A 25,721-nucleotide genomic window follows, 5' to 3' on the forward strand; every position below is an offset into this window, starting at 1 on the left:
TCCGCAACTCGCTGAAGGCGCTGATGACTCGCCACCGCGCGAACAAGCTCGTCCGCCGTCGCGGGCGCGTTTATATCATCAACAAGGTGGACAAGCGCTACAAGGCTCGCCAAGGCTGAGCCATCGCTTTTTCGCAATGAATTGCAAAGCCCGCGAAAGCGGGCTTTGCTGCTTTTGTGCCGTCGAGTCGGCGCCGGGAAACGAGCATGCGGCGCACGCATACCATCAGTGTTTCGATCCTGCGACCGCTGGCAGAGGTTTACGCGTATCTCGCCACGCCCATCAACTACGAGCAGTGGGCGGCGGTGGACAAGGGTAGCCTGAAGCCTTTGGACAACGGCGATTGGCAGGCAGAGACGCCGTTCGGCTTGCGGCATTTCCGCTTCAGCCCGCCCAATCCCCATGGCGTGCTCGACCATGCCATTTTTGCGCCGGGCGGGGAGGTCATCTACAATCCGATGCGGGTCGTCGCCAACGAAGAGGGGAGCGAGCTGAGTTTCATGTTCTTTCGCCGCGAGGGGATGAGCGACGCAGAGTTCAGCTCGGCGGTGGAGTGGATTACCACCGACTTCCTGGCGCTTAAGAGCCTGCTGGAAGCCTAGCGCGTCGATCGGGCTGCAGGACTTGACCGGAGGAAAATTCGTCCCATCTTCGAGAAAACGGAGACAATGCCATGACCATGGATCGAACCTCGGCCCAGTACGATATCGAAAAGAAGTCGCTGCTCGTTGCCTATCTGCTGTGGTTTTTTCTTGGCTATGTGGGAGCGCATCGGTTCTATCTCAGCCGGCCGATCAGCGGCATGGTCATGCTGGTTCTATCGGCCGTGACGCTGGTGATCACGCTGGTCTCGTTTGGGTTGCTGGGCTTTTTGTGGTTTGTCGTTGGCCTGTGGTGGCTGATCGACGCGCTGTTGATCCCGGGGATCGTGGCGAGCCGGAACAGCCGCATTGCCGATCGCGTGTTTTCGTCGCGGCGCTGAGGCGAACCTCCATGTCGAACATAAAGGCCCGCTTGCGCGGGCCCTTATTTGTTCAAGGTCAATGCTGGTCAGCTCGAGCCGGCGCCGTCCTGGCGGACGAAGGCGATGCGCAGCATGTTGGTGGCGCCGGGCGTGCCCAGGGGAATGCCGGCCGTGATGGCAATGCGGTCGCCGGGACGGGCAAAACCTTCCTGATAAGCGATGACGCAGGCGCGGTCGACCATGTCCTCAAGGCTCACGGCGTCCTCGGTCTGCACGCAATGGACGCCCCAAACCACCGACATGCGGCGGATGGTGCGCTGGTTGGGCGACAGCACGATGATCGGCTTGGCAGGACGCTCGCGCGCGGCGCGAATGCCGGTGGAGCCGGAGGCGGTATAGGTGACGATGGCGGCCAGGTCGAGCGTTTCGGCCACCTGGCGGGTTGCCGCGGAAATGGCGTCGGCAGCGGTGGCTTCCGGCTCGGTCTGGGAGGCGCGGATAATGCCGCGATAATTGGCGTCGCCTTCGACGGCAATGGCCACCCTGTTCATGGTCGAGACGGCTTCGACGGGATATTGCCCCGATGCCGATTCGGCCGATAGCATGATGGCGTCGGCACCTTCGAACACCGCGATCGAGACGTCGGACACCTCGGCGCGGGTCGGCACGGGCGCGGTGATCATGGATTCCAGCATCTGGGTGGCAACGACTACCGGCTTGCCGTAGCGACGCGCCATGCGGATCATGCGCTTTTGCAGGCCCGGCACGGTTTCGAGCGGCAGTTCGACGCCAAGGTCGCCGCGCGCGACCATGATGGAGTCGCACAGCTTGATGATCTCTTCGAGCCGCTCGATGGCCTGGGGCTTTTCGATCTTGGCCATGACGCCGGCGCGGCCCTGGACGATCTTGCGAACATCGATGATGTCCTCGGGCCGTTGCACGAAGCTCAGCGCTATCCAGTCGGCTTCGGCCTTGAGGCCTTCGAGCAGATCGGCATGGTCCTTTTGCGTCAGGGCGCCCGTTGGCAAAAGGGTGTCGGGCAGGGAGACGCCCTTTTTGTCGGACAGCTTGCCGCCATAGATGACCTCGGTCTCGATGGCGCCATTGCCGACGCGGGTGGCCTTGAGGGCCAGCTTGCCATCATCGAGCAGCAGCCGATCGCCGACGGAAACGCTTTCAATGATTTCGGGATGGGGCAGGTAAACGCGCTCGATGGTGCCGGGGGCATCGGTGCTGTCGAGAATGAATTTCTGGCCGGCGACCAGATGGACGGCGCCTTCGGCAAATTTCCACACGCGCAGCTTAGGGCCCTGCAGGTCCACCAGAATGCCCAGCGGATGGTTGAGGGTTTTTTCCACGTTGCGGATGCGCGCCACCGTCTGGTGCAGCAGCTCGTGGCTGGCATGGCTCATGTTGATGCGGAACACGTCGGCGCCGGCGCGGGCGAGTTCCTCGATCATGCGCTCGTCCTGGCTGGCAGGTCCCAGTGTGGCGACGATCTTTACGCGTCTCAAGCGTCTCATGGCGTATCCGTCCGGTTGGTCGTCAGTTGTTCGGCGCTGGTGGTTCGCCATCCATGGGCGCCTCATCAAGCGGCAGGTCCGACGCACCGTCCATCGGCATGTCGTCGGGCAGTGGCGGGGCTCCCGGCGTATCCGGATCGACCAGAAAGGTCGGATCGTCGCCGCCCTCGACAGCGTCGGTGCCCGGACCGTCGCCACCATTGGTGAGTTGCAAGGTCCAATCGCTCCGATTTTGTGTATCGATTTCAAAGAACCCGGTGCGCTCATAGCCGCGCGCGAGACAATCCTCAACCCCGAATATTGTGAAGGTTTCGTCACGGGTGCACATGAACACCGATCCATCCCAGGCGCCCCCGGCAATGTCGTCGGCGGCGAACAGGTAGTAGAAGCGCCGTTCCAGATCGCCCTGATAGAGGACGCGGCAATCGCCGGGTGGTGTCTGCCACCAGCCTTCGCTCATCCAGCCGCGCTCGGCGCGGTAGCCAAGGGCGACGGTCAAGGGATTGGCGGTTTCGTTGCAGACGCGCAAATCGGCCCGGGCGGGCAGCGAGAAAAACAAAACGCTGGCGATCAGCGCGCCGACAAGGGCGAGGCCAAGACGAAGTTTATGCAAGGGCATGCCGGATATCATGGGGACGGAGGCATCGTTTTGAGCGCAAGGGGAGCCTGCGTCAATGGCCATAGGGATGATTTGACCGAAATGGGGGCTTGGGGGCAAGCGCGTGTGGATTGGAGGGGAAAGCGCTTGAACCCGAGGCCGCACTAGGATTGAAAGCAGGCGTTCAAAGCAGAGGATGCAATCGATGGCTGAAGAGAGTGTTGCCCAGGACCAATTGCGTGCGTTCATCGAACGGATCGAGCGCATGGAAGAGGAAAAGGCCGCCATCGCCGCCGACATCAAGGAAATCTATGCCGAAGCCAAGGGCAATGGCTTCGACACCAAGGTGATCCGCGAAATCGTGCGCATTCGCAAGCAGGATGCCAGCGAACGCCAGGAGCATGAGGCGATCCTGGAGCTTTATCTGTCGGCTCTGGGCATGGTGGCGGCGCCGAGCGAGGATTGACCCGGGGAGAACGGCCGGTGTTGCGCCGGGCCGTCGCGGCGCTGATCTGCGGGCTGGGGCTGACACATGCTGCCCAGGCGCAGGAGACGCGCCTGATCGAGGACGCCTTGGCGGCGGCGGCGCAAACTTTCGGGCAGGTGTCGGGCGCGCTGGGTGACACCAGCATGGGCGTGCCCACAAGCGAGTACCGGAATGCGCTGACGCGGCTGCGGTTTGCCTCGAGCGTGTGGGGCGAGACGCTGGCAGTGCAGATCAGCGTCGCGGAGAATGGGCGGGGGCTCTGTGCCGGGTTCGCGGCCTATGTCACGCCGGCGATCACGCAGGGCGCTGTGGTGCTGACGATCTGTCCGCAATTCTTTTCAGCTGGTGCCGACGCCTTGCGCGAGACGACGATCCTGCATGAAATGGTGCATGTGGTGGCGGGCACCGACGAATGCCGGGCGATGGCCTATACGGCGCAGGTCCAGAGCCTGGCGAGTGGCTCGTATGTTCCTGTCAGGGACTATTGGGCCAAGAACGGCTGCGAGGGGTCGCGCTATAAGCTGCCGCACTAGTCTGGCCCGCGCCATCACGATGTCGACGCGTAACGGCGAGGCTTGCGCTGTCATGTTCCTGCCGCATGTGGGCTTGAAAGTTCAACCTTTTAGAGCGTTCAAGAGGGTTGAGATGCTGAAGGCGATATTGGGGAGCCTGGTGCTGCTGGGCACGGTCGTTGGGGCCAGCGCGGCGGACGATACGGTCAGGATCGGCAAGGCGCAGTTCGATTTGCCTGCGGTGGGGCAGGGGTGGAAGCGCCAGGAGGGCGAGGCCGGCGGCTTGATGCTGCAAACCGCCATAAAGAATGAGGACGGCAGCTCGGGCGGCGTGCTCGTGCAGGTGATCGGGCCACAGAGCAAAGGCGGGTTCGACGCCAATTTCGACGTGCTTGCGAGCACCGTGCCCGAACTCAAGGACGAAGATCCGAGCCTGGAGCGCGATGGCTTGACGCTGGACGGGCATCGGGCACGCCTGCAATCGGTGTGTTGCGGTTATCGCGACGACATCCTGTTGAGCTCGACCACCGCCGGCGTGGAGATGGCGGACGGCCAATATTTCCTGATGATGATCCAGCTCAATCTGGATTCGGATGCCGACGAAGCGCCGCGTGCGGCGTTCAAGCAGATGGTGCGCTCGTTGCGACCGTCCGACCAGGCTGAACCCAGCGGCGTCAAGGCGCCGGGCGGCGGCGGCGTGGATGGAGTGTTCACGAGTCTGCAGACCAGCCTGATGCCCAATGTGTTTGGCGGGATGGATTTTCAGAGTGAAAGCGTCATCAAGGCGTTTGGTCCCTCGGGGCTGTACAGCGAGCAGATTCCGGCCAGCGGGGTCAGCGTGGCCGACCATTGCCAGGCAACGCCGGACGATTGCGGCACCTATGCGCTCAAGGGCGGCGGGCTGTTCAGCAAAGCCAGCCAGATCGAGATCACCGGCGCGCCCGACGAATACGGCATTACCGAAGTGGAGAGCGAGGCGTTCACCCAAAGCGGGGATGAGCTAACCATCGGGGATGACAGTTATAACCGCATTCCGCCGCTTGACGCGGATACGCAGTTCGATGGCAGCTGGCGCTATTTCTGGGCCTCGAGCGGCATGACCGCGACCTCGTCGGGCGGCGTTTCCTCGGAGCGTATCCTGACGATGCGGCCCGATGGCAGCTTCACCATGACCGGCTGGTCCGGATTTTCCTCGAGCAACGACACCGGCGGTGGGTCGACGTCGGTGACCGGTGGTGATGACAAGCCGAACGAGGCGGGGCATTACCGGGTGGACGGGTTCAGCATCGCGCTGGAAGGCGAGGATGGCCAAACCAAGACGCTCAGCCTGTTCCAGCCCGAAGTGGGTTCGGACGAGTTGCTGGTGATCGATGGCGACAATTACCTGAAGCAGGACAGCTGATCAGGCCGGCGACAGGGTCGCCGCGGTCAGCTTGATCGAACGCTTGCGGGTGTTGGAGTCGCCGGGTCGACCGCTCACGGCGTCGGGAACATCGAGGACGATGTCCAACAGCCCGGTCGCCGTGGCGAGGCCGGCGGGAATGGCAAAGGACACGGTGGCACTTTGCCCATGCGCGACGATGGCAGTGCCCAGGGGTGTGTCGTTGGCCGAGACCACAACGCGCTGATCGGGGGCGCCGTCCGTGTTGATGGCACTCAGCGCCAGCGTCAGGGTGAGCGAGCCATTGGGCTCGCTCACGGCAAAGCGCAGGCGGGCGGTTTCGCCCAACAGGTGCAGGCCGTCGCCGGCCGGACCTTCCCAGCCGCAGGGGCGCAGTTCGGTGGTGTCGTCCCCGCCGGAGCGGAAGTCGATGGTGGCGCCCAGGCTATAGGCACCACTGACGGGCTGGCGCATGCAGGTGGTGGTCTGATCGATATAGTAGGCGCGGTAATCGGGGGGCACGTCGGGGTGAATGGCCTGCCATGCGATGGCCAATTCGAGCAGGGCTAGCACGGCTACCGCCCCATAGGTGGCGATGAAGCGGGCCGAGCCGGGCCTGGGATCAGACAAGAGCGACATTGTTGCCCAACCAGGCCAGAGGAATGAGGTAGCCCAGCGCTACAATGAGAACGAGGCTGAGGACGAACAGCCAGCGCCGGGAGGCCAGCACTTGCATGGTCATGACGACGATGGGCACCATGGCGCTGGTAAACCGGATCATCGAGGCCAAGCCGGCAAAGAGCGGCAGGATGAGTGCAATGGCAGCAAACAGCGCCTGGGCCCATTGCCGGCGAACGGCCAGGGTGATGGTCAAGGCGATGCCGATCGTTGCGGCCAGTGCCAGCCATTGCGAGGAGGTTGGCCAATAACCCTCGCTCGGCCAGGAGGTCAGGCCCTGCCAGACAAAGAACACCGGATTACCGAAGGGGCGGCCCCAGGCGCGTTGCACATGCTGGAACGCCAGGCCGTCACCAACATAGAAATGCAGGAAGGCCATATAGGCGAAGGCGCCAAGTGGGGCGATGAAGATGGCCAGCAGCAGGTTCGGGTGCTTGAGAAAGGCGGGGATCAGGCCGCGCCATGATCCGGTATCGGCGCGATGGTCGAGCGCTGCCTGCAGCACCAGCGACAGGGCGGCAAAGACGCCCACAATCCGGGTCGCCGACAGGAAGGCGGTGGCGAGGCCTGCGCCGAGATAGTTGGCGCGCGCCAGCATGACAAACACCAGGGTCATGGTCAGCACGAACATCGGCTCGGTCAGGAAGCTGGTGAAATAAAATGAAAACGGCCCGCTCAGCAGGTAGGCGGCATAGAGCGTATAGGCATGCAAATCCTTGTTGAACAAAGGCCAGGCGGCGATGGCGGCGGCATAAGTGGTGAGCAGCGAGACGATGGTCGCGGTCACGATGGTGGGAAACGGCAGCAGCGTGCGAACGGCGCCGACCAGAAGCGGATAGAACGGAAAGAAGGCCCAGTTGCCGGCATTGATGCGGCTGGGGACCGGATAGGGATCATAGCCGGTCTGGGCCAGCTTGATGTACCAGCCGCAATCCCAGCGGCACATCGACTGGATAAATCCCGACGGATCGAGTTCGGGACGAGACATGCGAAAGGCCAGGAACCGCAGGGCGAGGCCGAGCAGCAGAAACACCATGGGCAGAATAACGATCATCGCGGCGCGGGAACGGCGTGTCGTTGCCGGCTGGAGCATCTGCTGCACTAGGCTAAATTCCATTGCTGTGAGGTCGCGGCGATGAGATGGCCGGGCGCGCGCATGCTTGTCAACTCATCCCATGGGATGCGCCGGGCCGATATGTGCGCCTTGCGCAGGGCTGCCATTGCAGACTTGCATGCAACCGCAGGCGCCTTTCGTGCTTTTTGCCAGTTAGAAAAAATTCAGCGTAGCGGATGTGTTAATGATGCAAGTTGATGGCCAAGCCAGAGTTGACGACCTGCGCAACACAATCGGCACCGGCCATCCTCCACAATTGGCGGTTATCGTTCCCAGCTTCAACGAGCGGGACAATATCGAGCTGCTATACGAGAAAACGGCGATCGCGCTGGGTGAGACAGCCTGGGAAATGATCGTCGTGGATGACAACAGTCCCGATGGGACGGCCGATGTGGTCAACGAAATGGCCCGGGTTTACGCCAATGTGCGCTGCATCCGGCGCTTTGGACGGCGGGGCCTGTCTTCGGCCTGCGTCGAGGGCATGGCGGCAACTGCGGCGCCGTTCGTCGCCGTCATCGATGCCGATCTGCAGCATGACGAAGCCATTCTGCCGCAAATGCTGGACAAGGCACTGGCCGGAGCGGATCTGGTGGTGGGAACGCGCTTTGCGGGCGAGGGGTCGGCCGGAGAGGGTCTGAGCGCCGCGCGGCTGTCGGGCAGCCAGATGGCGACCAGGATGGCGGCGATGATCGCCGGACAGCCGATCAGCGACCCGATGAGCGGGTTTTTCCTGGTGCGCCGCGATCGGTTCGAGGCGGTAGCGCCCAAGCTGGCCAGCGACGGGTTCAAGATATTGATCGATCTGATCGTGACATCGGCCCGTGGCGGCAAGCCGCTGACGATTGCCGAAGTGCCTTATGTGTTCCGGCCGCGCCATGCGGGCGAAAGCAAAATGAACCCGTTGATCGTGATCCAATATCTAGGGCTATGGGCATCCAAGCTCAGCGGCGGCGTGCTGCCGCCCAGCTTCCTGCTGTTCGGTCTTGTCGGGGTAACCGGCGTTGTCGTCCATATGGCGACGCTGGGGGTGTTCACGTCGGGGCTGGGCGCAAACTTCGTGGTTTCCCAGATTGCCGCGACGCTGGTGGCGATGACCTGGAATTTCTTCTTGAACAATAACCTGACCTATGCCGACCGGCGACTGCGTGGCCGCAAGCTGGTGTTCGGATTGATCGGGTTTTACGCGATCTGCGCTTTGGGCGGGATCGCCAATATCTCGGTGGCGAGCGGCATCTACGAGTTGCGGCACCAGACGTTCGTTGCGGGCCTGGCCGGCGCGGTGATGAGCTCGGTATTCAACTATGCGGTGACCCGCGCGTTCACCTGGAAATAAAGCGGGCGGCCAACCGCAAGGGCTCTAGCTAATCTTGCCCAGGGCGGCGGCCATGGCGGCCTCGTCATAGCCGAGCGTCGTCAATGCGGTGGCGACGATGCCGGCACGGTCGAGCCCGGCCGCGGCGTACATGTCGGCCTGGCTGGCGTGCTCGACGAAATGGTCTGGAATCATCAGGGGCCGGAAACGCAACTTGCCGTCCATCAGGCCACTGATGGCAAGGAACGTCGCCACATGGCTGCCGAAGCCGCCGATCGAGCCTTCCTCGACACTCAGCAAGACGTCGTGCTGCTCGGCCAGGCGCGCGATCAGCTGCTCGTCGAGCGGTTTCAGGAAGCGGGCATCGGCGACGGTGGGATTGAGGCCAAGCGCCGCGAGCCGGTCGGCGGCGGCCAGGACTTCAGCCAAGCGCGCGCCATAAGACAGGATCGCGATGGTCGAGCCCTGGCGCATGATGCGGCCCTTGCCAATGGGCAGGGCGATGCCGCGAGCGGGTAGATCGACCCCTATGCCCTCGCCGCGCGGATAGCGGAAGGCGATCGGGCCATCATCATAGGCGGTGGCCGTGGCGACCATATGCTTGAGATCGGCCTCGTCGGCTGCCGCCATCTGCACGATGCCGGGAACAGCGCCGAGATAGGCGGCGTCGTAATTGCCGGCATGGGTGGGACCGTCAGCGCCGACATAGCCGGCCCGGTCGATGGCGAACCGCACCGGCAGGTGCTGGATGGCCACGTCGTGGATCACCTGGTCGTAGGCGCGTTGCAGGAACGTCGAATAAATAGCGCAGAACGGGCGCATGCCTTCGGTGGCAAGCCCCGCCGCGAAGGTTACCGCGTGCTGCTCGGCGATGCCGACGTCGAAAATGCGGGTCGGAAAAATCTCGGCGAACTTGTCGAGCCCGGTGCCCGAAGGCATGGCGGCAGTGACGGCGACGATGCGGGGATCGTCAGCAGCTTCCTGGATCAGGGCTTCGGCGAACACATTGGTGTAGGACGGCGCGTTGGAAGGCGTCTTGGCCTGGGCTCCGGTGATGACGTTGAACTTGGACACGCCGTGATACTTGTCGGCAGAATCTTCGGCCGGGCCATAGCCCTTGCCTTTCTTGGTAACGACGTGAACGAGGATGGGGCCATCATCGGCATCGCGAACATTGTCGAGCACGGGCAGCAGGTGATCGAGGTTATGGCCGTCGATGGGGCCGACATAGTAGAAGCCGAGTTCTTCGAACAGGGTGCCGCCGGTGAAGAAGGAGCGGGCAAACTCCTCGGTGCGGCGCGCGGGCTCGTGGAAAAATTGCGGCAGGCGCTTGGTCAGCGACTTGGCCGTTTCGCGCATGCCGCGATAAGTGGGGCTGGAGACCAGCCGCGCCAGGTAGGCGCTCATGGCGCCGGTGGGTGGCGCAATGGACATGTCGTTGTCGTTGAGGATGACGATCAGGCGGGCATCCATGGCGCCGGCATTGTTCATGGCTTCGTAAGCCATGCCGGCGGACATGGCGCCATCGCCGATGACGGCGATGACATTGCGCGGCTCATGCTGCAAATCGCTCGCAACCGCCATGCCGAGGCCGGCGGAGATGGAGGTCGAGGAATGGCCGGCGCCGAATGGATCATACTGGCTTTCGGCGCGGCGGGTGAAGCCGGAAAGGCCGGCCTTTTGCCGCAGGGTGCGAATGCGATCACGCCGGCCAGTCAGGATTTTATGCGGGTAAGCCTGGTGGCCAACGTCCCAGATGATGCGGTCATAGGGGGTGTCGAACACCGCATGGAGCGCCACCGTCAGCTCGATGACGCCCAGACCCGCGCCCAGGTGACCGCCGGTGACCGAAACGGCGTCGATCACCTCGGCACGCAGCTCGTCAGCCAAAGCCGACAGGTTTTCGCGCGGCATGGCGCGCAGATCGGCGGGTGTCAGGACGGTATCAAGCAGGGGCGTGAGCGGCTTGTCGGGCAAGCGGGACATCCTTTGCCAAGCACAGAAAACGATGGACCACGTCTAGGCCGAAGGCCCTGGCTTTGCAACCATCACAGGGCACAGCGCCAAACGCAGTGGCTCAGGGCTAAAGGGCGATGATGCCGGAAATTGGGCGAAGGCGCGCCTTTAATCGATGACCCTGTCGAGCGGCTTGCCGGGCTCGAAACGCACGGCGCTGAACTCTGCGGGCACGTCGCCGACGCCCATGACCGTCACATAGCGGCCCATTTCCGTAGTAGGATCGAAATCGGCCTCGTCATGGTCGAAGATGACCGCGAAATGGTCCGAACTTATGACGGCGGGGACCATGAAGACCTCGGCGACATGTTCGAGGTCGGGTGCGATCAGCTCGACATCGCGCATCTCATTCGCGGCGGGACGGGCCACGCGAGCGGCGAGTGCTGCCGCCATGGGCGCGTTGTGGGGTTGCTGCTGGACGGCGTCGAAGGTCCGGTCGAACAGCCCTGCAAGGGCGGCACCGGACGGCTGGCCACCGAGCGAGGCGGTGCGCAGGCTGGCAGCGGTGCCGGGCAGGGGCGGCAGCACGCCAAAGGTCTTTATGGGCGTTGCAGGCGCGGTGCCGGCCGTGGAATTGCGATCGATGATCATCTGCAGGGCGCGCTGGGATTGAGGGTCCTGGGTCAGGACCGGCGCGTAGGCGGTGACGATCTCGGGCGGCGGGTTGCTCATCTGCAGCCGGGGCTGCGGCACGGGAGCGGTGAGCGCGGCAAGTGCGGTGACGGCGGTTTCCGGACTGCCGGCGGGCAGCGCTGCGGCCGTTGCGACCAGCATGGACTGCGATTTCATCGCTGGAAACGGTGCTGCGCTGGCAGACAGGATTTCGGCGTCATCGAGCGGTGCGCTGCCGGTGGTGGAGAAGGGCAAAGCAGGCGGCTGATCGATCGCGGCCATGCTGGCGGGCACACCGAGCGCGGCCGGGCGGTTCATCGGAACGGGGGCATTGGCGACAATCTGGCCGGGTGCAACCGAGGCGGTTTGTACCGACGTGACAACGGCGGCAGCTGGTGCATCGCCCTTGCCGAAGAACATATCGGCCAGTGACCGGCCGGAGCCGGGCTTGTCATTGCTGGCAACCGCGGTTTCATTGTAGCGCCTGCCGCCATTGCAGGGCACGGTATGGCATTGCTGCCACTGGGCCTGGGCATAGTTGCGGCCGTCCTGGGATAGCGGCTTGCCATCAGTGGGCAGATGCAGGGTGCGTCCGTCGGGGAAGACCTGCTGCAACTGGGCGCGGGTCATGCGCGGCCAGGCACGCACATTGCCGGTATCAAGATGCACGAAGGGGCTGCCCGAGGTGGGATAGAAGCCGACGCCGCCGACCTGCTTGCGCATGGCGGTGGCGCGCAGCTTGGTCAGCGAAATGCCGGGAATAAAGAAGTCCATGGCGCGGCCGCGCATGTGCTGGGAATTTTCGGCAACGCCGGACGAGCTTTGGCGCAGCATGGCGTTGGTGGCCGGATTGCGATAGGCGGAAACGACGTTGATCGGCTGGGATGCGCCGACTTCCTGATAGACTTCCCAGACCAGATCGAACAAAGCTGGGTCCATTTTCGCGGGGTCGTTGTGGCGCCAATCGCGCAGGAACTGGTTGAGCTGGTTCAGCCCGGCCTGGACATATTGGCCGTTGCGCTTGAAGACGATGCGCGCGGTCTCGCCGGTGTGAGTATAGTAAAGATAAAGGCTGCGCTCGCTGGCAGCGCTGGCGGCTGTGCTCAGCGCCGGCAAGGCCATGATGCTCAAAAGGATTGCGGCAACGAGCCGCGCAATATGGTTGCGTATCAAAAAAGCTGTCCCCGTCACGCTGAACTCTGCCCGGTTGCTGCTGATCGATAAAGGTTAGCGCAAAGTCGCGTAGAACTTGTTAACGCTAACGAATGGTGAGCCTTTCATGTCCCCTCAAGGCCGTACCGTTGCATTTTTAGCGGTAAATGCGGGCTGAACCAAGGCCAAAGTGTGAAGCGGATATTAACGCAGCGACGCCCGCCTGATCGTTGCGGGCACCTCCAGCGGCATCGCACATTGCCTGTGGGGCAATGGATCAGGGGGAGAGGGTGGTGTCCTCGATCGACACGGGTGCGGGCGGTGCCAGTGTCGTGGGGCTATTGAGGCCCATCGCCTCGATCAGCCTGGCATTGTGGCCATAGACGTCGCCGAACGAGCGGAGCGACCCGTCGGGTTCGACCCGCAGGGTGAAGTAGGCCAGGTGGACGGGGATCTGGTGCTCGGGATTGACCCAGGTCTCGCGGGTGCCGAACATGGCTTCGAGCGAAGCGCGGGTGATGGTGGTTTCGTTGGCCATCAGGGCATCAGCGAAATCCATGGGGTTCTGCACCCGAATACAGCCATGGCTATAGGCGCGATAGTCGCGGGCGAACAGCGATTTGGACGGGGTGTCGTGCAGGTACACGTCATGCTTGTTGGGGAACAGGAACTTGATCTGGCCCAGGGCATTGCCGGCGCCGGGGCGCTGGCGCACGCGGAACGGGAAGCTGTTGCCGACCGCCAGCCAATCCACCGAGGAGGCGCTGACCACGTTGCCGTTATAGAGCAGGTCCATGTTCTGGCTGGCGATATAGCCGGGGTTGGCGCGCGTTTTGGGCGCGATCTCGTTGGCGATGATCGAGGCGGGCACGTTCCAGTAGGGATTGACCACGATGTGGCGGATCGCGTCGGAAAAGATCGGCGTCTGGTGGGCGGTGGCACCAATCACGACGCGAGTGGTGTACACTTCCTTGCCGTCGCGATTGATGGCCAGGCGATATTCGGGCAGGTTGACCAGGACGTTGAAGGCACCCAGATCGCGCGGCATCCAGCGCCAGCGCTCCATATTGGCCACGATATCAGCCCGCGTGATCGCCGAGCCGCCATTGAGCGCGGCGACGGTGGCCGGGCCCATGACGCCGTCAGTGGTCAGTCCGAGGCTGGCCTGAAAGGTCTTGATCGCTTCCACCAGCATGTCGTCATAGAGCGTATCGGGCACGGCGATCAATTCGAAGCGCTGGCGCAGCAGCGGCACGCGGTCGTCGGTCATACCAGGCTTGAGGGTGACGCCGGCCGGGATGGTGACGGGCTGGGTGACGCTGCCATCATCGAACGTGGCGAGGGCCGCCTTGAGCGCCAGAAATTCGGGATGCGTGGGCTCGAGCGCGGCGAGCACCGCGCCAGGATCGTCGCTGGCGGCAAGCTTGAGCATCAGGGCCGACTGATCAAGGTTTTTGGGCTGGATGTCGAGGTTTTCCGAAATCGACATCGGGCGGATGCGGCCGGTATAAATATCGCTGGCATAACGCATGGCGGCTGCGGAGAACGCGGTTTCCAGCGCGGCCATCTTGAGGGGATCGCCCTTGGCGCCGGCCACGTCGAGATCGGGGGTCAGGTAGTCGCCGGGGCGCAGACCTTCGGCGCCAGCCTGCAGGAAGAGCTTAAGGATTTTCTGGGCGGAAGCCGAAAAGGCGACATCACCCGAAGGGGCCTGGGTGAGCCAGATCGGCTCGAAATGGCGTTCCCCATAAAAAAAGTAAAGCTTCTGGGCCTCCCCATACGCAGTGCCGCCCTTGGCAGCGCCGTAATAGGCGGAAGACAATGCATCCTTGATGATCCGGGCCGTGGCGCTCTGGGGCGGGGCGATGACGACCCGGGTCGGGATCGCGGCCGCACTGTCCTGCGCCAGCGCCGGCATGGTCCCGCCAACGCCGGCAAGAGCGGCGAAAAGGCAAACCAAAAACTTGTTCATGAAAACTCCGGCGACGCTGATGCGGTCAACACGGCGTCGACTCGAAACCCTGGTCAGCCGCACCGCGCATGGGAAATCAATACGCCGCAAATCTTAACAGGTGCAATCGCTCGCAACGTTGTGAGCGGGTATTGTGGCGGCGATGCAACGTTATGCGGTCCCAGCTAAAGCGCATCAAATCCCGCTAAAACGCAACAACAATATCGTGCCGAAATTCCGCCAACACATGCGTGAAACGTACTAACGCGCAACCGAGGAGTTAAAAATCCGAACAATAGCGTTCTTGAATTGAGTGGCAGAACGCGGCCCGTAAGCATCTGACCAACAAGGCAATGGGGAATTGGTGTAACACACCTCAACTTCATCATCGAGCGCCGCCGCTAAGGCGCAAAAAATAGGGAAGGGCGTCCGGTAACATGAACGTCGAAAATCTAATTCTGCGCGAAGTTCAGAGCGCTGGGCTTTGTTGTCTAATTTTTTCAAGGCCTCAGTCACGGATGCCCCGCTCAAAAACTGTCTATTTACGGTGCCGAGGCTTATGACGCCTGGCACCTGATGAAACACACCAAGCGCAATCAACTTGGTGATTTCTGGCGAAGTGAGCCCTAGAATGTCCGAGCAGCGTTTGAAGCTGAGAATGTCTCGATAGAGTGGTTCGAGCGCCCGGACCCTATCTTCTCTCACGACTTTTTGCGTGCCGCTCCACCTGTCGCTCATTTCGCGGTCTGCTAAACTCAATAGCGGCTTTTGGCATTGCGCTTCGCGCATAGAGCCAATCAACTGACCGTAAACCAATTGGTGCTAGGCGCGCTCGAGATGGTCTCAAAACGTCTTCGAATAAAGATTTTACGCCTGCCCCAAGATAGTTGTTGAGACTGACAATTACCCCGAATGATCGAATATGAGACACGCCTGGAAATTGGGTCTCGAAGTCTCGCAACCCTCGAAAACCCCCCAAAAAGTATCGACCGGCAGACGCCACCACCTCAGGACCAATTTTCTGATAAATTCCCTCCTTCGGTGACGATAGAGTGCTTCGAGTAATCGGCTCTTGAAGCATCCAGCGTACCATGGCGAAAATCGCCTCGAAACACACGGCGCGGCTTACACCAGAGAAATCTTGCGGACTTTCATACTGACCTTCCGTGATGGGGTTTATCAGCGAATACACATATCGGTACGCATCAGGATCTTCCATTTCGTATGGTCCAGATGGGTAATCTCTGAGGTCAACATTGCTGCGGCCGGCATTATCCACGCAAGTATCACAAGCTGCTGGGTGAACAGATCGCTGCCATCCGAGTTGCTGGTTGCACACTGGGCAGCGGGACATCAAAAGTTCTAGCGTTTCTCCATCCAGATGGAAAAGTTTGAGGGTCCACATTGCGCGATGAAAGCTGCTATTTCCAAGCGCAGTTGGCGAAATTCTGCGTACGTTTAGGTCAACCATAGAAAATGGGATACGAGTTCCGTAAAAGCTCCTTACACGCTTTAACGGATGTCTTTTCCGACTTACGTCAGGGAGCGACATTGTTGTGAGCAACGCTACGTCCACATTCAGTAGCGTCGCTAAGTTGGCAAGTTCAACAACAGAAAAGAAGGTTCTCTTTGTTCTTGGTCTTGGCGCCACGGTTGCCAAAGCGAGTCCCAAATTTCTGCTTCGGGCAGCAGTTTTCGACAGAGTTCTGGCAAAAAACCCCTGGAAACTTTCATCGGGAAATGGCGGGGTGACGACGATAAGAGGCAGAACTTTATCGATATCGATCATTGCCTGGATGCCCCCACCACTCCTCGAACGGCCAAAACGGTATTTGGCTTAGGGCCCTGACGCAGGGGTCGTACCGGCCTAGGCTTTTGTCGAGTTTTCTCCAAGTAGAATAAGAAAGGCACAAAGTCTCCCAATCGAGTGCCGTCTTGCCCTCAAGCAGGGCGCGCTTCAGAGCCCGTCGAACAAGCCTGACAAATTGACCCATCAACCCGCTGGTCATGTCAAACACCATGGCACACTCATGTACGTTGCCAAGTGGATTAAAGGGGCGATCGATCACGCCGTTTTCGTGCATTTCGCGGCAGAATTCCTGAACAAAAGAGAAGAATTCTATGCAGGCTGCAGTGTCGTCCAAACACGATGGCCGGCCTTGCCGGTGTCCGAGGGCAACCATGACAAACTCGAAGACTGCAGACCTATCGAGGGCCGCGACAGGCGGCGGAAACGAACTCGCGCGGCAACTGCTTGACGGCCTCCGCCGCCGATTGGCAGGCAAGCTAAAGCTCGACGCCTGTGGCGAAGAAGCTGTCGCGATCGCCAAGAAGGTCCAAGCGAATATGCGACTGCCTGTCGATAAAGCGGCATATGCAATCGCGTTGGGGTACTGTCTTGCGCCGCATTTTGCGACCATGAAGACATGTTCGAGGACTGGATCGCGGAGCGATTGGAAATCGTTAAGCCGAATACTGTGCTGCGTGACTTCACGCTGCTCAAGCCAATCTTTGCCGCGGCGGCCCGAAAGGCTGGACTGAAGTACTCGCCTCTCGAACATATCCGGCCGCCCCGTGCGATTGACGAACGTGTTCGTCGGATAAAAGCGGACGAAGAGGAGTTTCTATTTGGAGAGTTATCGAGCGCGAAGGACCCTCTGGTTTTCCTGACGGCAAGATTTGCGCTGGAGACAGGCTGTCGGAGAGGCGAATGCCTTCGGCTTGAATGGCAGGACTTCGACCCTAATCGCGGAACAATCTGGCTGCGTGACGCAAAAAATGGTCGTGGCCGCCATATCTTGTTGACCCTAGTAGCGCAGAATATCGTCGAAAGTCTGACGCGGACAGGCGGTGACACCAAGATATTCCAGGTCACTGGAAACGCACTCAAGAAGGCCTTTGAAAATGCCCGAGGTCGAGCCGCCAAGCGGGCCGACCGTTTGGGAAGGTCGGATTTACCAGGTGTCGCAACGCTGAGGTGGCACGACTTTAGGCACGAGGCAATTTCTCGGTGCTTTGATGCTGGCTGGACTAGCGAGCAGGTGATGGACTTTTCGGGGCACGTGGATATGAAAGGCCTGCTTCGTTATCGTCACCCAAAAGTGGATGCGAGCGTGGCCCGGCTTCGAGCGCTTGCCGCGGGAACGTAAAGGTCGCCCCATCAAGTTGCAAGTTTTCGGCCCCGTCAGGCACTTGGTACTTCGTTCTACCTGTGTGTATTGGATGTTGCGCCTTCCAGAAGGTTTAGCTAGGTTGACGCCGTTCAGTTGAGGAACCTCTCAGCAGGACATATGCACCCGTAGCTCAGCTGGATAGAGCGCTGCCCTCCGAAGGCAGAGGCCGGGGATTTGAATTCCTCCGGTGCGCCAAAAATGAGACTAAGTCGTTGATATAATATATCAAGTTTGGGACAGTTGGCGCAGGGCATTTAAGTCAAATCGTTTCGGAACCAATTTGTGCCTTGCGGGGTGTCGATGCTTCTTCTCGCCCTACCGATCAAAATTGTGAATGTGGTAGTGCGTAACTTGGCCGGTGTGGCCCTCGTACTACCCTAAAGGCCCTTCTCACAGCGGCCGCGCGTTTCAAAAACATTCCCAAACCCGACTGCCAAGGGAACAGCTGTTGGTCTGAGCCTGGCTTCGTGTTACCGAAACCAACTTGTCAGTCTATGCCGCCGAAAAATTGTGAACGACTAACTAATACTACAGGACTTCGGGAGCGACCGACATGAAACCCAGATTAGCGATCGTAAGCAATTACGACGACAATTCATGCGGCATAGCAGCGTACGCGCGGCTAAGGGAACAGTCTTATTCGGGAGAATTTGACGTCACCGTCTTCGATATTAAATCAGCCATATTGATGAGGCCGGCGGCTCAGCGGGCGCGCGCAGAAAAGCACATCGACGATATCTGCGAAAGTTTGGCAGATTTTGATTTTGTCACGATCGACTTGGAATTCGGCATTTGGGGAAATGACCTGAAGGCCTGCAAGGAGCGGATATCGCGATGCTGCGCCGCTGCAAAGGCGCTGATATTGATCGTGCATCGCGTGGATGTCGACGTCGGGAAAAGTGGCGAATTTGCCGTCGCGCAGGCGGAGCTTTTCTTGGAAATTGCGCAACGCGACGCTGCCCACCCCTTCAAGATAGTGGCCCACTCCGAGAGCGAGGCGGAGCTTTTGCGTTCGGTCCATGGCTTTACCGACGTTTCAAGCCATCCGCTGGCTTTTGTCACCGCTGCTGAAAAAGCCCGCCTTGCTGCGAACAGCAATCCAAAGGCGTGGAAGCAAAAGTATGGCTTTGACGAACAAGACGTCGTCGTCGGCGTGTTCGGGGCGATGTCCAAGTATAAGGATAACAGCAACGTCATGCGGGCGCTCGAACACCTGCCGCCCCAATATAAGCTGCTCATCGTCGGGGGAGCCCATCCATTCTCGCTAAAGCCTTTTCAGACCGACGAGAATGTCACCGACCTGCTGAACACGACGTCGGAGATAGGGGCAAGGACGCCCGGCTTCGAAAGCAGAATCCGCTTTGCCGGCATCCTGGGGGATGACGCGTTCCGGCAGGCCATGCAGAATAGCGACTTTGTCGTTGTACCCTATCACGATGCGGGTCAAACGGCGAGCGGCGTCGGGTCCATGGCCTTCGAGCTCGGGCGGCCCATCGTCGCCACGCACACCATGCTATTCCTCGGTTACAAGAGATTGTACGGGGACTGTTTCGAGATGTACGACGTCGGCAATTATCTAGACCTCAGAGATCGGATCATGTTCTTCGATGCCGGCAAGTCGGAGCGTATGAGCCAAGCCAAGAACACCTATACGCCCGAGACCATGGCCGCGCTCATCAAGCGACTGGCGGTGGAACTTGGGCGAAGCGGTTTCGCCAATCACACCGACACGGCCAAATTGTCCGATCTGGTCCACCATCTGGGGCATGCTGCCGCCAGCCCGGCAAGCGGCTCTAGCGAGATGTCCGGTGACATCGATCATCTCAGAAAGGCCTATGCAGAGGCAATCGAGGTTCAGGAGGCATTGAAGGCGAAACTTGGGGGCGGTCGAGGCCTGTACCAGATGCGCAGGGTACTTTCGTTTGCCAAGCGGAAGGGGCGCGCCTTATTGGGCCGCATCAGGCCGCCCAAGCGCCTGAAGTGGCCCGTCGTCACCGTGGCAAAGTTCAACACCGTGTTGGACGATGCGGCGAGAAAGCATTACGCCAGTGCGATCCAGACGCTTTGGGCGCTGGAGCCGGCGGCCATGGCGCGGAAGATACCCGAGGCGAACGTGCAGCAAGGCTTCATGCTGGCCGCGGTCGAGCAGCTCGCAAAGCGCAGGAAGCATCGCAAGATGCTTTGCGTCGGCAGCTATGAAGACACCGCCTCGATGAGCCTCAAGGCCCTGGGCTACAAGGTGGACGAAATCGATCCTGCCTTGAATGTGGACCTGCGGACCTATTGCAAGCAGCATCCGGAACTGCGCGAAACCTATGACATCGTGTTCTCGACCTCGGTGATCGAGCACGTGCCCGATGACGAAACCTTCGCCGCCGATATGGCATCCATGACGACGGCAGGCGGCTTCATCGTCCTTACCTGCGACTATGACAACGGCTGGACTCCGGACCAGGCCAAGCCGTCCACCGATGTGCGACTCTATACCGATGCAGACATGGAACGGCTCGTAAAAGCCATGGGCGACGTCAAGCTGGTGGATGAGCCGGACTGGAACAAGCGCCCGCTCGATTTCACTATTTCGGAGAACGGAGTTGAGATGCTATACGGTTTTGCCAGCCTCGTAGCGCAACGCGGAACCGCATAACCACAATGCCGCGCAGGGGCGCCCGGCTTGTCGCAAGCCGGCGAACGAATGTACTGGCCCAGCCCCTGATCTGTTCCAGATAGAGCCGGGCACGCCGTTTCTGGCATTATTGGAGATCTAGACTTGCATCCGACATACCGTCAAACCTGCAGGATTTGTGGTTCCGCCCATCTTACACCGGCCGTTGATTTGGGCGAGCAATACCTGCAGGGCTCGTTTGCCAAGCCAGGTTCGGTAAAACCGCCCATGCGCAAGCTGCCTACCCAGCTCGTGCGCTGCGATGTCACCAAGAATGAACGGGGCTGCGGCCTGCTTCAACTGGCGCATTCTTTCCCGCCGGAAATTCTCTATGCGAATTATTGGTATCGTTCCGGCACCAACAATACTATGCGCCAGCATCTCGCGGGAATCGTTGCCAGTGTCCTCAACCAGATTAAGGTGGCGACACCCGCAGTGCTGGACATTGGGTGCAATGATGGCACTTTGCTTTCCAACTATCCGGAAGGCTCGACCCTCTACGGCGTAGACCCATCAGATATCGCCAATGAAATTGAAGGCAATATCACAATCATTAACACGATCTTCCCGACGGTCCAGGCCATGTCCGCCCTGCCGACTGCTGGACTGGATGCGGTCACGTCCATCGCCATGTTCTACGATCTCGAAGATCCGGTTGGTTTTGCCTCCAGCGTAAAGTCGCTTCTCAATGAGAAGGGCATCTGGGTGTTCGAGGTTTCCTACCTCCCGCTCATGCTTTTGCAGAACTCGTTCGACACGATCTGCCACGAGCATTTGGAGTATTATAACCTCAACGTCATCGAAGCGATTGCCAGGATGGCCGGCCTCAGAATCTTCAAGGCGGAAATCAACGAGATCAACGGTGGTAGCATCCGCTGCTATGCCTGCCATGCCAACAATAACTCCTATGGCACAGCCGATGACCGGCTGTTTCTGTCCAAGCTCCGGATCAATGAATTCGAGATGGAACTGGATACCGCAAAGCCCTATGCGGCCTTCCTCCAAAGAATCGAGAAATCGCGGGCGGACCTCACGCAGGTGCTGTTCGATATTCGAGCACGAGGCGAACGCGTTCACGTCTACGGCGCATCCACCAAGGGCAACGTGCTCTTGCAATGGTATGGTATCAATCGCGTCATCGTGGAATGCGCGGCAGACCGGAATCCGCAGAAGGTCGGATCCCGCACCTTGGGCACCGATATTCCGATTGTCTCCGAAGAAGAGTCCCGGGCGCTCAAGCCGGACTATTACCTAGTGCTGCCCTGGCACTTCAAGGGTGAGTTCCTCGCGCGCGAGCGGGACGCGATCATGTCCGGCACCAAGATGATCTTTCCGCTGCCATCGGTGGATATCGTAACCAGGGACAATTACGACCAAGCCATTCAATCCACCGACGATACGCCCAGCATGGAACGCCTGTTGTTCAGCGAGTAGGGGCCGGGCCATGCTCTCGATCGTGCTCGGCGCCAATGGCCAGGACGGCAGCTACCTGTGCGAGAAATTGCTGCTTCTGGGCCACTCCGTCATTGGCATAGGGCGCGATGCAACATCGCGCTATCTCCCCGAGCAAGAGGGATTTTGCTACGTTTGCCTCGACGCCGCCGATCTCGCCAAGCTTACTGAACTGCTGCTTGCTGCAAGGCCGGACAATTTTTACCACTTTGCGGCCGTCCACGGCGCTACCGGCTCCGGCTTCACCTATGAGGCTGCCTGGGCCGCTATGATGCATGTCAATGTGCTGGCCTTGCATGCCGCCATGGAAGTGGCGCGAACGTGCCTGCCTCACATGCGGATAATCTATGCCAGCTCGAGCAAGATATTTTTGCCGTCGATGACCGGTATGGTCGATGAATCGACGCCAATCGGCGCGTCTTGCCTCTATTCGATCGGCAAGATCGCGGCGCGCGACCTGATGGCCCAGTATCGTCGCGACCATGGGATCGAGACCACGAACCTGATCTTCTTCAACCACGATTCGCCGCGCCGGTCGCAAGGATACCTTCTGGCCGATATTGCCAAGACCATCGCCCTCGCCAGGGCGGGCGCGTCGAGCCTATTGTCGCTGCGAACGCTGAACTTCTGGATAGACTGGGGCTCGGCCGAGGAGTTCATGGCAATCGTGGCCCACCTCGGCACGAAGCCGCTGGTGCCCGACCTTGTGATCGCCTCTGGCACCACAGTCTTTGCGCGGGATGTCGTCACGTCTGCCTTTGCGCGGCATGGCCTGGCGATCGGCGCGCATATCGTCGAAGAGCGCCCCACGGCCGAACTAAGGGCCAGATTTGACGTCAGCCTGACGCGACTGGCCGCAATCGCGCCTTTGCCGAAGGTTGGCGTGGCTCAGGTCATCGATAGCATGGTCGACGCTTACCTGGGCGGCTGATGGAGGCAGGGCAGCACGCCGGATCAGCTCGTGCATAGCGTGATCCACCCGAGGCAAGTTATCCGAGGATGCGCCGGACCCATCGTTTTACGAAGCTCTCTCGAACATACACTTCATTTGGCTCGAGGGTCTCCCACAAGGTGTATCCGCATTTTTCCATGTGCTCACCGTAAGCCGGATCCTTGAAGACATTTTCGAGGATTACCAGGGACGGCCGATATTTGCCCAAGTCCGTACCGCGCAGAACGTTTAGCTCCCAGCCTTCCACGTCGATGGCCAGCACGTCAAACCGCGACAGTTCCGGATGGTGCTTCTTGAGGATCGTATCGAGCTTGCGAACACTTACGGGGATGGTGGTAACGTTGGTCTGGGCCTTGACCGTGTCGAGCAGATCGGCGAACTGATCCTTGATGCCAAGCGAGGAAAAGCTCTCGAAAGAAACCTTGCCGCCCATGTAGTTCGACCCCAGCGAGTCGACGAAAAGCTGGCATCGTCGGACTCTTCATCGCTGCAGGCATATTGGAGTATCTCGTGGCCTGCAGCACGATGGGCTTCGCAAAAGTCCGGGTTTGGCTCGACGGCGATGACCTTCCAACCCGAGGACCGAAAACGCGCGCCAATCGACAAATAGTCAGGCCGCGCCGCGCCGATTTCAACCAGCACACCGGTTTTGTTGGGAAAAAACGTGTTCAGGACGATCAAATCTATGTCTGCTTCGGCCGTCATCAGCAAATCCTTGAATGCTTATACCCAATATGCGCGGGCGACTGGTATCATACGAGAATGGGTCGGACCATGGTTTAGGGTACCGATGGATACCTGGGTCCAGCACATCCGTGCGCCCAGTCCTCAACCTCCCCGTTATTCGGGATTTAGCACGATAGCGCGTCAAATAGCCGGCGACGTGCAGATGCAGCGCGTCTCCAAAGCCTGGATTGCCGGAGACCGGTCTTGGCTACCGAACGCAGCTCTGACGGCTTGACGGCTGGGACTGTTGACGACGGCTCGCCGAGCTTGGTGAGGTGAACGGCAAAGTCCAGCTCTTGGGAGTTGAAGTCGCTTACCTCGACATTGAGAAGGTCAAGCGCACCCATACGTTTCATGGCGGAGACAAAACGCTCGGGCGTCCACACCGAACAATGTACATCCAGATAGTGGCGCTCGTTGAAGCTCCAGAGCGTAAAGTTCATGACTTCATGGTCCTCATAGCTCCGGCGAAGTTGCGAAGCAGAGAAGTTTTTCATGAACTTCAGCGGCTCCCCATCTTTCCGCTGATAGCCGTTGCTCAAGAGGTCGTAGACCTGCGACGGTGTGGGGATAGCAGGCCTCTCGAGCCACCATCCTACTAGTTCAGAATCGGTTGTTTCTTGACGCATGTAGTGGCTGGTCGCCGGCTTGTCCGGCAGGATGATCGCCAGAACCGAGCCAACCTTCATCACCTGCAAAATTTCGTTTAGCCAACCCACGGGGTTGGGTACGTGCTCCAAAACATGCGAGGCGACGGCGAAGTCGAATGACACACCCGTGGAAATGCAGTCGCGTAGTGCCTTTCCAGGCGTCCAGACTATGGCGATATCAGGAACTGCAAACGTCCGCAGGTCTGGATTTTCCGAGGCCTTCTTGCGGATTTGCTCGGTGGACAGGCAATCAGCGTAAAGTACATTGAGCTGGGTCTTGTCCGTCAGCGGGTCGAAATACGGCGCTACTTCCAGCCCGCGGCCATTGAGGGTCAGTGGGGCCAAAATAGCCTCGCAAAACTGATCTCGTTGTTGCCAATAAGACATCAGATGCTGCCCCTTTCCATTGTCAAGATCGCCAAGTGCCAAACCACTATGCAGGGTATCTTGCAAGTGATGGGTGTAAAATCTTAATGACCGGCACCGTCCTACAACCGCAGCTCATCTGCCAGAGGCGGCCAAGCCCAACGTTTGCGGATCGCATATTCCCAGGTCTGTGTTCCTCGCTAATCGCGGTCGCGCTGCCGGGTCAGGATTTGCTCATAAAGATCGCGATAGCCACGCGCCATTGTTTCGGCAGTAAAGTTACTCTCGAACCAATCCCTCGCCTGACATCCCATTTTCCGGGTGATCTCGTCATTCTGCGACATTTGTGTCATCGCACTGGCGAGCGCGCGTGCGTCTCTTGAAGGGACGACGATCCCGGTCAGGCCATCGCTATTGACAAAACTTGTAGCCGTGCCAATTTCGCAGGAAATCATTGGCCGACCGGCGCGGGCCGCCTCGACCAGGGCAACGCCAAAGGCCTCCGAGCGCAGGTGCGATGGAAAAACAAAGGCTTTCGACAATTCGAGCAAAGCTTCCTTGTCTTCATCTGAGACTTTTCCGACAATCTGGACGCCGCCCAGATCGCCATCAACCAGGCTCTCGACCTCCGCCCTGGTAGCGCCCGCGATGACTAGCGGAAGGCCGGAAATTTTGGCCGCTTCGATGAGGAATTCGAGACCCTTGTAGTAGCGGGGCACACCCAGGAACAGAAAAAACCCCGCGCCGAGGCGCTCGCGCCATTTCGACAGCGTAGCGAGGGTAAACGTCGGCCTGGTTCCGTCAATTCCTATCGGGATGACAGATGTCTTGTTACGATAGCGTTGGAGGGTCGGGCTGCTTTCGAGATAATTCGGCGAGGTTGCCACTATGTGATCTACCCTGCCCAGGAAGCGATGCATAAGCGGACGATAAAGGGTCAACAGAAGTTCCTGGCGGACTATGTCCGAATGATAGGTCACGACGGTCGGACACTTCGGCGGCTTGAGAAGATGGACCACATCCATCATCGGCCACGGAAAATGGAAGTTCACGATGTCGGCGTCCCTCGACAATTGCTCGAACGTCCTGAAAACCGATAGCGATAGGCCGGTCGACGCCAGGTAGATGTCCAGCTTGGCCTGATGGGCGAAGTGATTTGCGATCGGCAGTGGTGCGCCTGATGGCTGGCGGCTCAGCGAAAGTACGTCGCTGCGCACACCCAGGGGATAGGTGCCTTCGGCAATATTCCAGATAACCCTCTCGATTCCAGCGAAGTTCTCGGGGAGGTAGGTCTTAAAAAAATGCAGTACTTTCAATGGATGACTTTACCGAATGTTGATTTCTCAAGCTGCAACAGATGGCGAGGCAGAAATAGCGTCTTGTCGATGGCTGCGGTCTCGCGGGACGACCTGCCCAGGGGCCGTCTGTGCGGCTGTT

22 protein-coding genes and 1 tRNA gene are annotated in these 25,721 nt (G+C 59.9%); 12 read left to right on the top strand and 11 right to left on the bottom strand.

Translation table 11 applies throughout. The features are described 5' to 3' along the window. The 3 genes from ACFE8X_RS14210 to ACFE8X_RS14220 all read left to right on the top strand — a co-directional run. Window positions 1-119: ribosomal protein bL36 (locus tag ACFE8X_RS14210; RefSeq protein ID WP_375452260.1), on the top strand; the 119-nt coding region annotated here is incomplete at its 5' end. A gap of 87 nt (window positions 120-206) precedes the next feature. Beyond that, window positions 207-602 carry an SRPBCC family protein gene (locus tag ACFE8X_RS14215; RefSeq protein ID WP_375452144.1) on the top strand — a complete coding sequence of 132 codons (396 nt, stop codon included), beginning with the start codon at window positions 207-209 and terminating at the stop codon, window positions 600-602. A 71-nt stretch (window positions 603-673) separates the two neighbouring features. Then, entirely contained in the window at window positions 674-982 is a 309-nt protein-coding gene (locus ACFE8X_RS14220) for a TM2 domain-containing protein (protein ID WP_375452145.1), read from the top strand. A gap of 68 nt (window positions 983-1,050) precedes the next feature. On the opposite strand, the gene pyk is transcribed toward ACFE8X_RS14220, so the two are convergent. Both pyk and ACFE8X_RS14230 read right to left on the bottom strand, forming a co-directional pair. Beyond that, complete coding sequence (gene pyk / locus ACFE8X_RS14225; protein WP_375452146.1) at window positions 1,051-2,487, bottom strand: pyruvate kinase; 1,437 nt, start codon at window positions 2,485-2,487, stop codon at window positions 1,051-1,053. A gap of 22 nt (window positions 2,488-2,509) precedes the next feature. Then, the gene (locus tag ACFE8X_RS14230) at window positions 2,510-3,106 is read right to left on the bottom strand and encodes a DUF1036 domain-containing protein (RefSeq protein ID WP_375452147.1); all 597 of its coding nucleotides are present in this window, start codon (window positions 3,104-3,106) and stop codon (window positions 2,510-2,512) included. A gap of 184 nt (window positions 3,107-3,290) precedes the next feature. Here ACFE8X_RS14230 and ACFE8X_RS14235 point away from each other — a divergent pair, with 184 nt between their 5' ends. The 3 genes from ACFE8X_RS14235 to ACFE8X_RS14245 all read left to right on the top strand — a co-directional run bounded on the left by ACFE8X_RS14235 (window position 3,291) and on the right by ACFE8X_RS14245 (window position 5,486). Beyond that, window positions 3,291-3,551, top strand: coding sequence for a DUF2312 domain-containing protein (locus ACFE8X_RS14235; protein WP_375452148.1), 261 nt, complete (start codon window positions 3,291-3,293; stop codon window positions 3,549-3,551). Then, entirely contained in the window at window positions 3,548-4,105 is a 558-nt protein-coding gene (locus ACFE8X_RS14240; RefSeq protein WP_375452149.1) for a hypothetical protein, read from the top strand. The genes ACFE8X_RS14235 and ACFE8X_RS14240 overlap by 4 nt, the downstream gene beginning before the upstream one ends. Before the next feature lie 112 nt (window positions 4,106-4,217). After that, complete coding sequence (locus ACFE8X_RS14245) at window positions 4,218-5,486, top strand: hypothetical protein (RefSeq protein WP_375452150.1); 1,269 nt, start codon at window positions 4,218-4,220, stop codon at window positions 5,484-5,486. On the opposite strand, the gene ACFE8X_RS14250 is transcribed toward ACFE8X_RS14245, so the two are convergent. Further along, entirely contained in the window at window positions 5,487-6,104 is a 618-nt protein-coding gene (locus ACFE8X_RS14250) for a hypothetical protein (protein WP_375452151.1), read from the bottom strand. It abuts the gene before it with no gap. Continuing rightward, window positions 6,088-7,245 (bottom strand): hypothetical protein, encoded by a 1,158-nt coding sequence (locus ACFE8X_RS14255; RefSeq protein WP_375452152.1) that lies wholly within the window; start codon window positions 7,243-7,245, stop codon window positions 6,088-6,090. The genes ACFE8X_RS14250 and ACFE8X_RS14255 overlap by 17 nt, the downstream gene beginning before the upstream one ends. A gap of 196 nt (window positions 7,246-7,441) precedes the next feature. On the opposite strand from ACFE8X_RS14255, the gene ACFE8X_RS14260 reads away from it, so the two are divergent. Next, entirely contained in the window at window positions 7,442-8,590 is a 1,149-nt protein-coding gene (locus ACFE8X_RS14260) for a glycosyltransferase (RefSeq protein WP_375452153.1), read from the top strand. Between the two features lie 24 nt (window positions 8,591-8,614). On the opposite strand, the gene dxs is transcribed toward ACFE8X_RS14260, so the two are convergent. The 4 genes from dxs to ACFE8X_RS14280 all read right to left on the bottom strand — a co-directional run bounded on the left by dxs (window position 8,615) and on the right by ACFE8X_RS14280 (window position 16,089). Next, on the bottom strand, window positions 8,615-10,546 hold the full coding sequence (gene dxs / locus ACFE8X_RS14265) for a 1-deoxy-D-xylulose-5-phosphate synthase (protein ID WP_375452154.1): 1,932 nt from the start codon (window positions 10,544-10,546) through the stop codon (window positions 8,615-8,617). A gap of 147 nt (window positions 10,547-10,693) precedes the next feature. Next, window positions 10,694-12,370, bottom strand: coding sequence for a DUF882 domain-containing protein (locus ACFE8X_RS14270; protein ID WP_375452155.1), 1,677 nt, complete (start codon window positions 12,368-12,370; stop codon window positions 10,694-10,696). 256 nt (window positions 12,371-12,626) lie between these two features. Further along, window positions 12,627-14,321, bottom strand: coding sequence for a murein L,D-transpeptidase (locus tag ACFE8X_RS14275; protein ID WP_375452156.1), 1,695 nt, complete (start codon window positions 14,319-14,321; stop codon window positions 12,627-12,629). Window positions 14,322-14,991: 670 nt separating this feature from the next. Beyond that, window positions 14,992-16,089, bottom strand: coding sequence for a hypothetical protein (locus ACFE8X_RS14280; protein ID WP_375452157.1), 1,098 nt, complete (start codon window positions 16,087-16,089; stop codon window positions 14,992-14,994). 637 nt (window positions 16,090-16,726) lie between these two features. Here ACFE8X_RS14280 and ACFE8X_RS14285 point away from each other — a divergent pair. From ACFE8X_RS14285 to ACFE8X_RS14305, 5 genes are all read left to right on the top strand, one after another. After that, window positions 16,727-17,449, top strand: coding sequence for a tyrosine-type recombinase/integrase (locus tag ACFE8X_RS14285; protein ID WP_375452158.1), 723 nt, complete (start codon window positions 16,727-16,729; stop codon window positions 17,447-17,449). Window positions 17,450-17,592: 143 nt separating this feature from the next. Beyond that, window positions 17,593-17,668: transfer RNA gene (locus tag ACFE8X_RS14290), tRNA-Arg, on the top strand. Window positions 17,669-18,026: 358 nt separating this feature from the next. After that, window positions 18,027-20,120, top strand: coding sequence for a hypothetical protein (locus tag ACFE8X_RS14295; protein ID WP_375452159.1), 2,094 nt, complete (start codon window positions 18,027-18,029; stop codon window positions 20,118-20,120). Between the two features lie 123 nt (window positions 20,121-20,243). Continuing rightward, window positions 20,244-21,572: a class I SAM-dependent methyltransferase gene (locus ACFE8X_RS14300; protein ID WP_375452160.1), complete on the top strand. Its 1,329-nt coding sequence runs from the start codon at window positions 20,244-20,246 to the stop codon at window positions 21,570-21,572. Window positions 21,573-21,582: 10 nt separating this feature from the next. Continuing rightward, the gene (locus ACFE8X_RS14305) at window positions 21,583-22,521 is read left to right on the top strand and encodes a GDP-mannose 4,6-dehydratase (RefSeq protein WP_375452161.1); all 939 of its coding nucleotides are present in this window, start codon (window positions 21,583-21,585) and stop codon (window positions 22,519-22,521) included. 58 nt (window positions 22,522-22,579) lie between these two features. On the opposite strand, the gene ACFE8X_RS14310 is transcribed toward ACFE8X_RS14305, so the two are convergent. The 3 genes from ACFE8X_RS14310 to ACFE8X_RS14320 form a co-directional block, all read right to left on the bottom strand. Next, window positions 22,580-22,975, bottom strand: coding sequence for an FkbM family methyltransferase (locus ACFE8X_RS14310; RefSeq protein ID WP_375452162.1), 396 nt, complete (start codon window positions 22,973-22,975; stop codon window positions 22,580-22,582). Window positions 22,976-23,393: 418 nt separating this feature from the next. Continuing rightward, window positions 23,394-24,371 (bottom strand): methyltransferase domain-containing protein, encoded by a 978-nt coding sequence (locus ACFE8X_RS14315; protein WP_375452163.1) that lies wholly within the window; start codon window positions 24,369-24,371, stop codon window positions 23,394-23,396. Window positions 24,372-24,484: 113 nt separating this feature from the next. Beyond that, entirely contained in the window at window positions 24,485-25,600 is a 1,116-nt protein-coding gene (locus ACFE8X_RS14320) for a glycosyltransferase (protein ID WP_375452164.1), read from the bottom strand. Between the last annotated feature and the right edge of the window lie 121 nt (window positions 25,601-25,721).

This window comes from uncultured Devosia sp. (assembly GCF_964244875.1).
Classification (GTDB): Bacteria; Pseudomonadota; Alphaproteobacteria; order Rhizobiales; family Devosiaceae; genus Devosia.